This window comes from Nonomuraea sp. bgisy101 (assembly GCF_057708945.1).
Genome location: NZ_JBYITD010000012.1, coordinates 245,459 through 260,444, shown reverse-complemented (window position 1 = coordinate 260,444; position 14,986 = coordinate 245,459). Strand labels below are relative to the sequence as shown.

Here is a 14,986-nt window from a genome sequence, read left to right as displayed (position 1 = left end):
TGTCTTCTCGCCAGAGTCAACACCGATCGCCCGAAGGCCGCAGGGGTGAAGTGCTGCACGACCATGCCGAAGTCGAGGCGCTGTCTGGATTGTCCGCGTTTCGGGACGGGTTCTATGACTTGTACTGCTTCATAACTCAGCGCGTGGTGCTTGATCTGCGGCTTTGACCTCCAGAGGCCTCGCGGGCAAGATCGCGGTCTGTGTCGGTTCGTCTGCTGTATCTGATCTTGATTCGGGTGTTCGGCTGGCTGGTGCTGCTGGGGCGTGGGCAGGCGTCCAAGGACGTCGAGATCATGGTGCTCCGCCACGAGGTGGCCGTGTTGAGGCGCCAGGTCGTCCGGTCGAAGCCGGACTGGGCCGATCGAGCGGTCCTGGCGGCGTTGGCCCGGTTCCTGCCGATGGCCCTGCGCGCTCACCGATTGGTCACCCCCGGCACCCTATTGGCCTGGCATCGGCGTTTGATCAAACGCGCGTGGACCTACCCGCACCGCTCTGGCCGTCCCGGCACAAGCAAGGAGATTCGGGATCTTGTCTTTCGTCTGGCCCGCGAGAACCCCCGGTGGGGGTACCGGCGGGTCCATGGTGAGCTGGTTTGCCTCGGCGTGCAGCTCAGCGAAGCGACCGTGCGACGAATCCTGCGTTCACGCCGGCACCGGCCGGTACCACGAAGCCTCGACACCTCCTGGCGGGCGTTTCTACGGCTGCAAGCGAAAGGGCTCCTCGCCTGCGACTTCTTCCACATCGACACGATCTTCTTGAAGCGCCTGTACGTCCTGTTCGTCATGGAGGTAGAAGCACGACGTGTTCACATCCTGGGTGTGACCGCCCATCCCACCGGCGCCTGGACGGCTCAGCAGGCCCGCAACCTGCTCATGGGCCTCGGGCACAGGGCTACCTCGTTCCGGTTCCTCATTCGGGACCGGGACACCAAATTCACCGCCGTCTTCGATGAGATCTTTGCCGGGGCAGGTGTCACGGTGATGAAGACTGCGCCGCGGACACCTCGAGCTAACTGCTACGCCGAACGCTGGGTGCGCACCGTCAGGGCCGAATGCACCGACCGGATGCTGATCTACGACGAACGCCATCTTCGATCGGTCCTGAACGAGTACGCCGAGCACTACAACAGCCATCGCCCGCACCAGTCCCGCCAACAACGCCCACCCGATCAAGACGAGCACGTCGTGGTGCCGCTGGAAGGCCGGGTTCAGCGCCGAAAGGTGCTCAGCGGAGCCATCAACGAGTACCGGAGGGCTGCCTGACAGACCCGAAGAAGCACCAGCTCAAACCATGTGTACGAGTTTTGAAGCGGTACACCCCGGACACCGCAGCGCAGCCCGCCCGGGACCTGACCGAACTCAACGACCCGCGATCCATCCGCCGAAAACCCGTCGCCACAGGCATGATCAGCGAATACCACCACGCCGCTTAACCACAGCTCAGGTCACATAACTCAATATTCGAGCGGTACACCATACGGACTTTTGGGCGAATTTCAGGCGGATGACACTAGCAATGCTACGGCCTGCAATTGCAGGTGTCCGACGACCCCATAGTCCCGCATGGGCGGCGGTAAGGGGCAGCTGATGCCATCTACTACATATTCATCAGCTGAGTCAGTTGTTGTCGGACTGCGTTTGTCACTGTTTGGTTCTTACCGCGAAAAGCGACGTAGGATCTCCCGGCTTGTGCATCGCGCCATGGGTCACCAGTGGGGGTGTTCTGAGATGTTGTGACCTTCATGAATGAATTCTCGCCAATAAGCCATTCGGACCTTGACCCCCAGCTGCGGGATGGCAGCTTAACATGCGAATAGGCGTTTTTGATATAAGTGGCGACAATGTCTGATTCAGCGCTAAAGGCCAGCCTTAGATCGTCTGGTCCATTGTAGAGCGCCTTCTCAAGTAGAATCTCAACACAGGAGGACGAAATAGTGTCGCGCCACACTTCCCAGGGAGTTGGGCCATCGGCACTATCGGCACGAAATAGTTCCGCTGGATCGGCTGGATCGTCTGCTTCGTAGCCTACGGCGAATTCCATTTCGCCCTCGTCTTCGATTCTCCAAATCAGCACACCTGCGCTTAGATCCTGGCGGAGTTCATCCAGAGGGAGTATGTTGCCATGGCTGGTCGTGATATCAGACCCTTGACCAAGGATATTATATATTGTAGATATCGGTGCTGGCAGTGGAAACCCGAGGCGATTCTCTGTTTGAGTGATCTCCGTGTTGGAGTAGACGTCTATATTTGTGCGTACATCCAGCCATTCGCGAGAGAAGGCCTCGATGAAGTGACATGCCTCATTCGGGCCTGTTGTCGCGAGCTTAATGGATTCGACTAGAGAGATTCTTTGGTTCACGTAGCCAGGATACCGTATCGATCGGGATAAGAGAAGTAACTGACGCTGGCCGATGCCCCCGCTCGACCATTCGGAATGGCGGCACCGGCAGCGATATTAAGCTAAGGTGAAAGCCTTTGAAGGGCCGATTCTCCCTTTATGCAATCATGCAGTCCCATGTTCCGAGATTGTTTGCCCATTTACAGTTGGGCATTGGCGGTCCGGCCCAGTATTCTGGATCCTTCATGTAGAGCCAGGCCCATGTGATCATCGAGATGGCGTCCATCGCACCCACTCCCCCATCAACACCCCGGGGAAGTCTTGGAAGAAGAGTGCTTGGCCTCGAACCGGCTGTAAGTGGAGTTGTGGGTTTATTTGCGATGTTATTCCGATTTATCATTTTCGGAATTTCCGTTTCGGGGGTAATTCCCCCCTTGATGGAATTTTTTCCTTCTCCTCCGAATATCCTCTCATATCCCGGGGAGCGGAACACGATTGTCACGCCATATTTTTTGGCGACGCCCGGTAGGGTGGCCATGCAGCCTGTATCGCCTTGGCATGGTGTTCTCTTGGGGTCGTCTACCGCGATAATAATCGTGTTGCCTTTTTCTAGCAGTCCACGAAGGTTGAAGTCGCGAATGACTCTCGGTTCGATGTGGCTATCGTAGCTGCGTTCTTCCCGTGTGGGCATCTTTTCGTTTAGGCCGGTGTTTGTCAGCCCACTGAAGAACGTATTGTCGTAATGAATCAGATTTCCATTTTTGTCGTAAGCAGCTGCGGAGCCTCGGATTCCCGTCTCGTTTAGCGCCTTTTTCCCGTGTGGTTTCGTCCGCAGGTAGCGCTCGCGGAAGGTGGGTGCCGGCGGCGTCCTTGGAGAACCATCAGGTACTCGGATCGACGGAGAGTGTCCGTCAAGCTCAATGAGATTAATAGGGTTACCGCCAGCGAACGCATAGCGGTTGGCAGTCCATGGATCCAGCGCGAGTGCTAGATCGCCGAGGGCCCCGTTGTAAGTGTCTCGGTTGAGGAAGCGGTTGAGGCCCGGGTTGTAGTCGCGGAACCCCATGTCATACATGCCGGTGGAGTTGTCCCAGCGCTTGGCATTGAAGCGGTAGGGGTTGTACTCCTCCTTGGCGGTCGGGTCGACCGGGTCGGGCTTGTCGACGCCGGTGAACAGTTTGTCGTCGTTGCCGCCGTAGGCGGTGTAACCGTAGGTGGCGCGGGTGTCACCGGCCTCGCCGGTGATCTGTTCGACGTCGGTGTGGGCGTTGTAGCCGTAGTAGGACGACTCCTCCCCACCGGTGGCGTTGACCTTGACCTGGGACAGGCGCTCGCCCCACGGCGAGTACTGGAAGGACTTGGTGAGCTTGCCGGCGACCTCTTCGTCCAGGACCTCGCCGGACAGGCCGAGGTAGGAGTAGGTGGTGGTTTTCGCCTGGGCGGAGCCTTCCTTCTCGGTCTTGCTGGTGGTTCGATCCAGCGGGTCGTAGGTGTAGCTGGTGACGGTGGTGGCGCCGTCGCCGCCGAGCTTCTCGTGCCGGACGACGTGGTCGAAGCCGTCGTAGCTGTACTTCTCCTGGACCTTGCCGCCGCCGGTGACGGTGCGCAGCCGGCCGTAGGGGTCGTAGTTGTAGGTGGCCGTGGCTCCGTCGGTAACGGAGGTCATCAGGCGGTTGCGGTCGTAGGTGAAGGTGGTCTTCTTGCCGAGGACTTCTTGTTCGTAGACGTTGCTGTTGGCGTCATGCCAGTACGTCTCGGTTGCCGCGGTTCCGCCGCCGGTCGGGGTTTTGACGGTTTTGGCGATGCGGTCGCGGGGGTCGTAGGTGTAGGTGAAGTCGTGTTCGAGGTAGGCGCCGGGGTTGTCGGCGTTCTGAATCTTGGTGACGTCGCGGGCGCGGTGCAGGTTGCCCTGGTAGCCGATGGTGTGCTCGGCGACCACCGTCCCGTTCGACTTCTTCTCGATCGAGTGCCGCAGCAGGCCGTCGAGGAAGTAGTCGTAGGTGACGGTGTTGTTGTTGGCCTTGGTCTCCGTCAGGCGTTCGGCCTTGCGGGTGTAGCTGTAGCCGGTGACCTTCGGCGCGGGGTCGGTGGCCGACTTCTTGTTGACGACCTGGTCGACCAGGTCCCGCACGTCATACCGGTAGGTCGCGAGGGTCTTGTCGTGGGTGCGCTCGGTGACGGCGCTGTTTTCGTTGTAGGTGTAGGTGGTGGTGTTCTTCAGGACGCCGTTCAGCTTCTCCTTGATCGATTCGATCTGGTTGAGGCCGGTGTAGGCGATGTCCCAGACGTCGATCTTGGCGGTTGGCGAGTGGTCGTCGATCTTGGTGAGGTTGGCGTTGGCGTCGTAGGTGTAGGCGAAGTCCTTCTTCTCCGCGTCGGTGTCGCCGCTGTTGTCGCGGACCAGTTTGACCGCGTCGGCGACGACGCTGCCGTTGGCCTCGTCGGTCAGGGTGATGGCGTGGGCGTTGCCGGCGGTGAAGGCGAAGCTGCCGAGGTCGACCCAGTCGCCGGTGTTCTTGGTCTGTTCGACGGTGACGACCTGCTGGCCGCCGTCGTGCTTGACGGTGTACTTGGCGTTGGTCGCGGTGCCGCCGGCCGGGTATTTGACCTGCACCTTGTAGCTGCCGGGGGCCGGGGTGGTCAGCCCCCAGGTGAAGGAGGACTGGCCGGTTCCGGCGGGGGCGGTGGCGTAGTCGTAGCCGACGAACCCGGACGTCGCCGACGTGGTGAGGGTGGGGCCGACGATGTTCGATGAGGAGGCGCCGCTGGTGCCGCCGAGGGTCCAGGAGCCGACCGCGGTGACCTGGCCGGTGTCGGAGTTGTCGCCCAGGACCACGTCCAGGCCGAGGGGGACGCCGTCGTCGGAGTGGGTCTTGAGCTTGCCGTCGGGGTAGTAGTCCCAGTCCAGGGCGCGCTGGCTGGAGCCGCCCGCCGAGGTGACGGTGCGGTTGGTCTGCAGGCCCAGGCTGTTGTAGTCGTAGGTGGTCTTGATGTCCCACGGGTCGGTGGTGGTCTTGGACCAGCCGTTGTCCCAGTAGGTCATCGTGGACACGTTGCGGATGCTCTGCCCGTGCGAGGGCGGAGCGGAGATCTCCTTCAACCGCGAGACCTGGTCGTAGACGTACTTCACCGAGTCGGGGGTGTTGTACTTCGGGTCGTCCCGATCGAACGGGTAGACCTCCTCGACGGGCCGGTTCAGCTTGTCGTACTTGGTCTCGGCGATGAAGTCGGTCGGGTCGTCGGTGGTCTCCACACCGCGCGGGGTGACGACCTTCGTCTGGTTACCGACCTGGTCGTACTCGAACTGAGCGACCGTGTACTTGATGACCCCGTCGGTCTCCGAGTGCGGGACCTTTGTTTCGATGACCTCGCCGCGCTTGTCCAGAGTGATAAAGCTCTTGTTGCCCCCTTGATCTGTTACCCCTTCGACCAGGCCGTCCAGGTCGTAATCAGTGACCGTCTGGAAGCCCGCGGCGTCCTTGACGTGGGTGACCTGGTGGTTGCGGTCGTAGGTGTAGATCGCCGTATAGTCCGCGCCGTCGGCGGTGGTGTTCTTGCGCGGGTCGACGACCTTGATCGTGTTGCCGACGCTGTCGTACTCGTAGGTGACCTTGTGCTTGTATGGCTCGGCGTTGATCACGTCGGTCAGCTGGTAGATCTTGTCGTACACGTACGTGGTGGTGAAGTCACCGGCAACCTCGGGGGTGAGGTTGCCCTTCGGCTCGGTCTGCGTCTCGAGGTTGCCGGCCGCGTCATAGGTGAAGCTGGCCTTGCGCTCCTCGCCGCCCTGGCTGTCCTTCGGCAGGAACGATTCGGTGAGCTGGTCGGCCTCGTCGTAGGTCGCGGTGGAGACGGCCCCGTTGGGGGCGGTCATCTTGGTGATGTTGTCGTTGGCGTCGTAGACCGGTGCCGGAGTGACGATGAGAACCGGCGGGGAGGCGTCCTGGTCCTTGGGGACCGTGTTCTCCAGCGGCCGTTTGAAGATGTCGTAGGTCTGGGTGGTCTTCTTACCGAGCGCGTCGGTCACCGACAGCACGTTGCCGCGCACGTCATAAGAGGTGGTGGTGACGTTGGTGTAGGCGTCGGTGATCTTCTCGGGGTAGCCGGTCGGGTGGTAGTCGCTGTAGACGGTCGGGTTGTCGTTGGCGTCGATGGCCTTGGTCAGCTGCCCGACCGGGTCGTATTCATAGGTGGTGGTGTAGTCGCCGTCCACGGTGGTGGAGGCGACGCCGAGCGGGTCGGTGACCGTCTTCAGGTTGCCCTTGTCGTCGTAGCCGAAGGCCCACTTGCGCCCTTCCGGCGACGTCTTCCCCACCAGGTCGGCGACGTAGCCGTTGAGGAAGCTCTGGTAGGCCAGCACCGTGGGAGTGGTGCCGTTGGCGTTGGCCTCCGCGTCCTTCAACTCCAGCGGGTAGCCGGTGTTCTGGTCGAAGATCCAGGTGGCGTATGCGCCGTTGGCCTCGGTCAGCCTCTCCACGTTGTGGTCGGCGTCCCATTGCAGGACGGTCTTCTCGTTCTTGGCGTTGGTGATTTCCTTGGGCCTGCCGTAGGCGTCCAGGAGGTACTGGGTGGCGTTGTTCCGCGGGTCGGTGACCGTGGTGTGGATCATGCCCTCTTGTGGCCCGTCCAGGTCGACGTAGTCGAACTTCGTCACCCCGTTGAGCCGGTCGGTGAGGGTTTCGACCTTCCACAGGTCCTTCGGGTCGACCTGCGCCTCGTAGTACTTCAAGGCGGTGGTGTTACCGCGCGGGTCCTTGACCGCGACCAGTTTGACGTTCTTGTTCCCTTGCAGCGCGTCGTAGCCGAACCGGAACGTCTTCGCCTGATCATCACCGGCGCCGTCGACCATCTTGGCCATCAGGCCCTTGTCGGTGTAGGTGAAACTCACCTTCCGTCCGGCGATGTCGGTGATCGACTCGACGTTGTCGATGATGTGCGGGTTGGTCAGCTTCGTGTCGTTGACCTCGGCGCCCGCGTCGTTGATGTAGGTGTAGTCCTGACCCTTCTTGTAATAGGTCAGGCGCAGCGTCTCCCGGCCGGCGGCGTCCGTGATGAACTGCAGGAACTTGGTCGGCTTGTTGTTGGACCGGCGCCGCTCGTAGGCGAACGACATGGTGTTGCCGTTCTTGTCCACGATCGCCGACTGGAAGCCCTCCTCGTCGAAGAAGAACTGGGTGCGGTCCGGCTTGGTGAACACCCAGCGCCGCTGCTCGCCCATCTCCTGCTGGTCCGGCGGGAACAACCCGGGGTCGACCCGCTGCAGGTACAGGTGCACGCCGCGCGGGTGCTTGTAGTCGCAGGTGTCGTAATCGCACATGCGCACGTCCTGGCCGTGGGTATCCAGTGTCCATACGTGCGTGGTGCCGTCGCCGTCGGTCAGCCGCACCTGCTCCGGCCAGGACTGTCCCGGCGGATGCAGTTGCAGTTGGGAGCCGAGCCTTTGCAGAGTGGAGGTCTGCAGGCTCCAGCCGTAGCCGAGGGAGGCCGCGGTGGTGTCCAGGCTGTTGTAGGTCATCCGGGCGAACGTTTGCACGCCCCGGGAGGGGTTGGTGAAGGCGTTGTAGTTCCACACCAGGTTGCCGGCGTACGGGTTGACCAGTGCGGTGGATCCGGCGCCGGTGTTCTTGCCGGTGTAGGCGTAGAACTTCTCCGACCCCAGCAGATCGCTGGTGGGGGAGTCGAGGCGGATCTGCTGCGGCAGCTGCGGCAGGTGGTGGGTGGCCGACTTCCAGTTGTTGGTGGAGGTGTCCTGCACGTCCCACACCAGTTGCTGGCCTTCGGCCTTGTTCGTGCCCAGACCGGTGAGGGTCGGTGCCTTGACATCGGCGGCGACCAGCAGCGACTGGCCGGGGGCCAGATCGGCGGGCAGCATGGTCTTCAGTTGGTTGTCCGGCGTGGACAGATCCGTCCCGTCCGGCGACTTCCAGTGGTAGGAGACCGCGGTCGTGGCGGCGGGCCAGTTCTCGTTGGTGGTGTTGGTGACGACGACCTCGATCTTGCTGGTCTCCTCGCTGGCCAGCCGCTCGGGTGTGCCGGGCACGTAGAAGGCGGCCGAGGTGGTGGTGTCCACATAGGTCACCCGCAGCCGCGGCTGCAGCGCGCCCTCGTCGGCCTCGGAGGCCAGGAAGGAGGCCGACTGCTTGGCCGCACCCGCCTCGTCACCGACCTTGACCAGCAGCCCGTGGTTGGCGGCCGGGGTCGCGGTCCAGGACTTGGCCACGTCGGTGACGATCCACTTGCGCCAGCCCGGGGCGGCGGTGAGTCCGGTGAGCGTGGCGGCCGGGGTGGCGTCGAAGTCGCCGCCCGCGCTGGTCCACGGGCTGGTCCAGGTGGCTGCCTCGTCGAAGTCCTTGGTCAGTTTGTGCGCGGTGAAGCCGGCGCCTGATCCGGTGCTGGTGGTTCCCCACAGCGACAGCGCCGCCTCGGTGATCTGCGCGTCGGCCGGGATCTGGCCGGCGTAGTCGTCGAACTTGATGACCGCGCGGGTGTTGCCGAGGGTGGTGGCGGTGTTGCCGACCCGCAGCCACTTCTGCCCGCTGACCTGGTCGTGCCCGGCGGCGGGCTCGCCGGAGGACAGCGTGGTGTCGGCGCTGCCGTACAGCACCTTGGTGATCAAGCCCGGCTTGGGCAGGATCACGGTCAGGTCCGTGGAGCGGATCACCTCCCCGTTCTTCAGCACCGCCTCCACCCAGTAGGTGGCCTGGTGGGTGTAGGTCGGGTCGGCCACCAGGTATGGCATGCCGCCGCTGCTGGTGTCGGTGAAGGAGGTGACCTCCGGATCCAGCGTCGTCACCAGCGAGTTGTCCACCGGGCCGCCAGAGCCGGCCTGGCAGGCCGACGGGCAGGTACGCCGCAGCCGGTAGGAGACCAGATCGTCGGAGGCATCCTCAGGGGTCGGGTCGCTGTAGGCCGTCCACGACAGGCTGGCCCCGACCGGGGAGGCCTGGCTCGGCTGGTTCAGCCGGACACCTGGCTTACCGTAGGTGACCAGCAGCTTGGGGAAGTTCACCGTCTCCGACAGCATCGCGTCCCCGCCGTAGGCGTTCTCCGATGCGGCCTCATACACCGGCCCGCCGACCTTGCCGGTCGAGCCCTCATCGGTGGCCTTCAGCAGAAGGCCGTGCGTGTAGAGCGACTGCGACAGCCAGCGCCGCACCACGTTGGTGACCGGGAAGGAGTGCCAGCGCGACAACTCGTTCGGCTGCCGCGTCACCGTCGAGGCCGGCGTAGCCACGAAGGAGGGCTGGGTGTTCCACGTCACGCCGGGCGAGAACCAGCTGGAGGTGACCTCGTGCGCGCCGATGGTCACCGCGCCTGATTCGCCCAGCGCCTGGTCGAAGTAGACCTCCAGCCGGGCGTCGTCGACGACCACGTTCTCATCCGGCAGCTCGTCGACCACCTGGATGTTGACCAGCGACCGGTTGATCGCGCCCGTGCTGGTCTTGCCGACCGGCAGCTGCCAGGCCCCGTCGTAGTTGGTGGTCTTGGCCGCGGAGTTGACGTAGGCGTCCTGGGAGAAAGCCCAAAGGGGCTGCAGCACGATGGTCGGGTCGATCACGGCGGGCCAGGTCCGCTCTGGGGCGGCCAGCCAGGCCGCGTCGGGGGCCAGGGTGATGGTAGCCTCGCTGCCCTGCTGAGCCAGTGTCTGGGTGACCGCCTCGGAGTGCCGCTTGCCGTACGGCGAGGCCGGATCCGCCGCCGCGTCGATCATGAACGGCTTCGGGATGGTAAACACCCGGGTGCCGTCCTCGGCGTCGAAGGCAATCGACCCGTCCGGATTCTGCGACGCCTGCACACCGCCGGTCTTGACGGTGAAGGCAAACGTCGTCCCAGGCGCGGGCGCGCGGTGCAGGACGACGTACTCCTTGACGCCCTCGGCGGTGAGCTTGAACACCAGGTCGGCGCCGTCCCACATACCCGGGTAGGTGATCGTGGACTCGGTCACCGCCGGTGTCACCTGGCGGGACTCGCCGGCCACACCCAGCGTCACATGCCGATCACCCAGCTTGATCTTCGCGAGCTTGTCGCTACGGTCACCGAACCGGGAGGAGAAGCCGGTCTTGTCATTGCCGTGAACGAAGCCGTCCTCGGAGACGCCCTCGAGGCGGGTGTCAATGTCCTGCCAGTCGCCGTTGGCGTCCTGGTAGTGGACCGGATGGCTGGAGATCTCCGCCTGGTGGCGGCCGTCTTCCAGCTCGTAGACGGTGCCGAACCGGGAGCGTTTACCGGGCACCTCCTTGACCCGCTTGCCGGGCGGTTTTGCCGCGGGGGATGCGGTGGCTTGACGGCCGGGCAGGGTGATCTGCTGCCCGCTGGGGCGCATCTCGCCCTTCGGTTCCTCGGCGAACAGCCCGGCGATGCCATTGCTGACCCAGGAGGCGACCTGGGACACGAATCCTGCCTCGTGGGGGAAGGCAGGAGTCTGTGCGTAGGCCGGCAAGGCCGGGGTCGAGGTGACCAGCAGGACCGGGGTCAGGGCGAGCACCATGGCTCGGCGCAGCCGTCGGCCGGTTGACCGGGTGGTGTGAGGGGGTGGAGCGGATGGGCGGGGATGGTGGGTACGGGCAGGGGGTAACAGGCGCACACAAGCTCCGCTCATGGAGAGATAAGTCGGATGCAAAAGCGCCCTGATCAAGCCAGAAAACCGCATATTTGGTCAAGATCTACGCAAAGTGATCATCTTGTAGTCCGAACGCGCGTTCTATCTCTAGTTGAACCCTCACCTACAAGGGCAAACCGGTCAGATGGACAGCCAGCTGGACAAGCTGTCAATTGTGACTGTCTGTAAACACTGCAGATGGGCGCGGTGATCCCGAGATCAAACCGTGATCCATACTCACAGACAACGCTCAGGAATCCTGCTAAGAGCGGAACTTGACGCGGGCGTGGCCGACTGCGTCAGTGGGTAGAACTACTCGTCATCCGAGCCCATGGCCCGAACGCCAGCCATCCTCGGGGCGGATGTGGATCGCGTCCCACCTTCGGTGGGCGTGGAGCGCAACACGAACACGTGATCCAATCGTGACGTGAGGCTCGTACGGTCTGCTGTCCATGCAAGCAAGATCACTTGTCGTCGGCCTGTTACTCGCGGCCGCGGGCCTGTCTGCGATAGGAGGCGGCGCGTACGGCCTGGCCACCGAACTGACCCGCGGCCCCACACCCGAGGAGACCAAGCGGGCCGGCGAGGACGAACTGGCCCTGCGCTGGCGACACTGGAGCGCCGGACGGCTCTTCCCCGACCGGTTCACCACCCACGACACCAAGGCAAGTTTCGCCCACCGGATCGGCATCGCGCCCGAAAGCAGCTGCGAGCAGGCGCTGGACGACAGCGCCACCCAGGTGGCGAGCGCGCACGGCTGCCTGAAGGTGCTGCGGGCCACCTACGCCGACCCCACGGGCACGATCCTTTCCACGCTGGCCATCGTGGTCATGAAAGACACCGCCGCCGCCAAGGCCGCACTCGCCGCGGGCAACTGGCAGACCAGCGGGGTACGGCCAGCGGGCATCCCAGGCACGCTGTCATCCAGCTTCGACGCAGGTCAGGAACAGGAGCGCACGGCGGTCAGCCGCGCCAACTACCTCGTGCTCGGCACCGGCGGCTACGCCGACGGCAGACCGCGCCTGCCTCGCGCGGACCGCGAAGGCTTCCCCGGCCTCACCACCAACGCCGTTGACACCCTGGCCACCGTGCTGTCGAAACACGTACCGGCCTGCGAGGTCAAGGAGGTCGTCACATGCTGACCCGTGCACTCCTGGTGGCGGTGCCGCTGGTGCTGGCGAGTACGCCAGCCGCCCCGGCCCACGCCGACGGCCAACCCATCGTGCGCATGGCCGCGGACTTCGCGGCGGCGCAGCGGATCACCTTGGGCGACGGCGCTCGCGTGGCGATCGTCGGCGACGCCGTCGCCAACGCCCGTGCGCTCAACGGCGCCGTTCGCGGCCGGCTCGACCTGGTGAGATGGCCGCCCGCGAAGATGCTCCACGGCACCGCGCAGGCCACGATGCTGGCCGCCTCAGGGCCACGCCCCAACGCCCCCACGGCCACGCGCGGCCTGGTGCCAGAGGTGGAGTTGCTGTCGGTCCGCGTCGAATCTTTCCCGGGCGACTTCGGCAGCAGCAGGATCGGACGGAGCGAGTGGTTCGAGAGCAACACCGGCGTGCTGTTCCTGTCCAGTGGCATCCGCTGGGCGGCCAATCACGGCGCCGACGTCATCTGGACCACCACCTCGTGGGAGGGCGGAGACAAGCGCCTGGCCGAGGCCGTGGCGTATGCGGCTGGTAAGGGCGCGGTGGTCGTCGCGCCAGCGTGGCCCGCGCCCCGCTCCTGGGGCATCGGTGTCAACGGCGTGTTCGAGCCGCACGGGTTGCCCGGTGTTATCGGCGTGGGCGTCGTCGATCTGAACGGCAGCCGCCTGGAGGAGTACTCCGCCAAGAACCGCAGCGTCCTCGTCTCGGCCCCGGGCCTTCCGCTGCCGACCACGGGGCCGCGCGGCGAGCGTTACTACCTCGACAGCGGGACCGCCGCCTCGGGCTGGGTGGTCGCCGCGGCCGCGATGGTCAAGGCCAAGTACCCCAAGCTCGCCCCTTCGCTGGTCATCCAGGCGCTCGCTGCTTCCGCTCGCCGTCCAGGACAGCAGGGCGAGGGCGAGGACGTCGTCACCGCCGCCTACCGCACCAGCGAGCCGCGCTCCTACGACACCTCGATCGGCTTCGGCCTCGTCAACCCCGCGGGCGCCCTGAAGATGGCCGGCACGTTCGCGGCGATGAAGCCGGGCAAGGACTCCGTCGCGCCCGGCACGCGCTTCGGCGGCGGGATACCCGCCCAGAAGATCGTCGCCGTACGGCACGACAAAGCCGGCCTGACCGGCTTCGCGGCCGCGATCGGCGGGGGCGGGCTCCTACTCTCTTTGGCAACGGTGGCCATCATCCGAGGACGGCGCACTCCCAACGAGGACATCGAGGTTGCCGCGCGGGATCCGGCGCAAAGCCCTCCAGTGCCGTAATGCAGAGACCTCGTCGGACATGGCGCGACAACCCGGGCAGCTCCGCGTGTGGTCCGGCTTGCTGTCGTGCCGGACTGCCGTGCCGGATATAAGTGGCCTGCGCGCTGGGTGTGGGGCCGTACCGGACCACGGTAGATCACCATGCCCAAGAGGCGAAGGAGTCGACGTGGATATAGTCTTGATCTTGGGTGTGCTTGCTGAGCAGGGTGTGACGGCGATCCTCAAGGCTGACGGCGAGCGCATGCGTGAAGGTGTCCGGCCCTGGACCTTCGTCGCGAGTGGCGGTCCCCTCAGCGGGCGACCCCTCCGAATCGACGAGGACTCGGTGGACAGATGCCTGGAACATGCTCTGTCGCGCCTGCGAGCTATGGGTCTATCGGTGCCTGCCTGATTTGGCTGCGAAATCAACACTGCGCCTGCCGACAATGCCATCCGCACAGGTCATCCGGCTTGCCGGCGCCTCTTGGCGCGCGCCCGCTTCGGCTCATGGAAGGGGTCGATCGCGGCAGAATGATCACTCGTGCTCTTTCGCCTGGCGTATCTGGCTGTCACGAACGCTTTCGCCGCGTTGCGGTTGCTGCCCATGGGCGATCGGGACAAGGACGCCGAGATTCTCGCCCTGCGTCACCAGATCACCGTCCTGGAGCGGCAACTCGGCGCCGATACCAGGGTGAGGTTCGCCCCCGAGGACCGAGCCTTTCTCGCCGCTCTGCTGACGTCGTTGCCTCGCGAGGTCCTGCACCGGCTACGACTCCTGATCCGCCCGGATACCGTCCTGCGCTGGCACCGCGACCTCATCAGACAGCGTCACGCTCGTGCCTGCCGGCCCAGGCGGCCTGGACGCCCGCCCACCGTCCGCTCCATCCGTGCCCTCATTGTGCGTCTGGTTCGGGAGAATCCGTCCTGGGGGTATCGGCGGGTGCACGGCGAGCTCACCACTCTCGGCATCAAAGTGGCTCCGTCTACGGTCTGGGAGATCCTCAAGCAGGAGGGTTTTGATCCGGCACCCGAGCGGGCGTCCACCACGTGGGCCGACTTCCTGCGTTCGCAAGCCGACGCTCTTCTGGCTTGCGATTTCATCGAGACCATCACGCTCAATGGGCAGCGTCAGTACATTCTGGCCGTTATCGAGCACACGACTCGGCGCGTGCGCGTGCTCGGCACCACCGCCCACCCGACCGCGGGCTGGGTGCTCCAGGCGATGAGGAATCTTGTTATGGATCTGGAAGATGCGGGCTGCCGGGCGCGCTATCTGATCCGTGACCGGGATGGGAAGTTCCCGGCCCTCATGGACGAGATCCTCGCTGAGGCCAGCATCCAGACCGTGCTCACCGGTGTACGGATGCCCCGGATGAATTCGATCATGGAGCGGTGGGTGCAGTCGTGCCGCCGCGAGCTTCTCGACCGCTGCTTACTGTGGAACGAACGTCACCTCCATGACGCCTTGCGCGAGTACGAACGGTTCTACAACGAGCACCGAGCCCATCAGGCTCTTGCTCAGGCAGCTCCACTGCGCGCCGTCCCGGATCCGATCACCGATCTAAGGCGCATCGTCGACCTGAACGTACGCCGACGAGATCTACTCGGAGGAGTCCTCCACGAGTATTCGCATGCCGCGTGAGCAGCATGGATGAGGTTTTCGGCAG

At 64.3% G+C, this 14,986-nt stretch carries 6 protein-coding genes; 4 read left to right on the top strand and 2 right to left on the bottom strand.

The window, feature by feature from the left end; all coding sequences use genetic code 11:
* Positions 1-200 precede the first annotated feature (200 nt).
* Complete coding sequence (locus tag AC3EO4_RS24305; protein ID WP_431897993.1) at positions 201-1,262, top strand: integrase core domain-containing protein; 1,062 nt, start codon at positions 201-203, stop codon at positions 1,260-1,262.
* Between the two features lie 334 nt (positions 1,263-1,596).
* On the opposite strand, the gene AC3EO4_RS24300 is transcribed toward AC3EO4_RS24305, so the two are convergent.
* Positions 1,597-2,358 carry a hypothetical protein gene (locus tag AC3EO4_RS24300; protein WP_431897992.1) on the bottom strand — a complete coding sequence of 254 codons (762 nt, stop codon included), beginning with the start codon at positions 2,356-2,358 and terminating at the stop codon, positions 1,597-1,599.
* 136 nt (positions 2,359-2,494) lie between these two features.
* Entirely contained in the window at positions 2,495-10,825 is an 8,331-nt protein-coding gene (locus AC3EO4_RS24295; protein ID WP_431897990.1) for a DNRLRE domain-containing protein, read from the bottom strand.
* A gap of 563 nt (positions 10,826-11,388) precedes the next feature.
* Here AC3EO4_RS24295 and AC3EO4_RS24290 point away from each other — a divergent pair.
* The 3 genes from AC3EO4_RS24290 (at position 11,389) to AC3EO4_RS24280 (ending at position 14,961) form a co-directional block, all read left to right on the top strand.
* On the top strand, positions 11,389-12,078 hold the full coding sequence (locus AC3EO4_RS24290) for a hypothetical protein (protein WP_431897988.1): 690 nt from the start codon (positions 11,389-11,391) through the stop codon (positions 12,076-12,078).
* Entirely contained in the window at positions 12,072-13,340 is a 1,269-nt protein-coding gene (locus AC3EO4_RS24285; RefSeq protein WP_431897987.1) for a S8 family serine peptidase, read from the top strand. Before AC3EO4_RS24290 ends, AC3EO4_RS24285 begins: the two co-directional genes overlap by 7 nt.
* A 520-nt stretch (positions 13,341-13,860) precedes the next feature.
* On the top strand, positions 13,861-14,961 hold the full coding sequence (locus AC3EO4_RS24280) for a helix-turn-helix domain-containing protein (RefSeq protein WP_431897986.1): 1,101 nt from the start codon (positions 13,861-13,863) through the stop codon (positions 14,959-14,961).
* Positions 14,962-14,986: the final 25 nt, after the last annotated feature.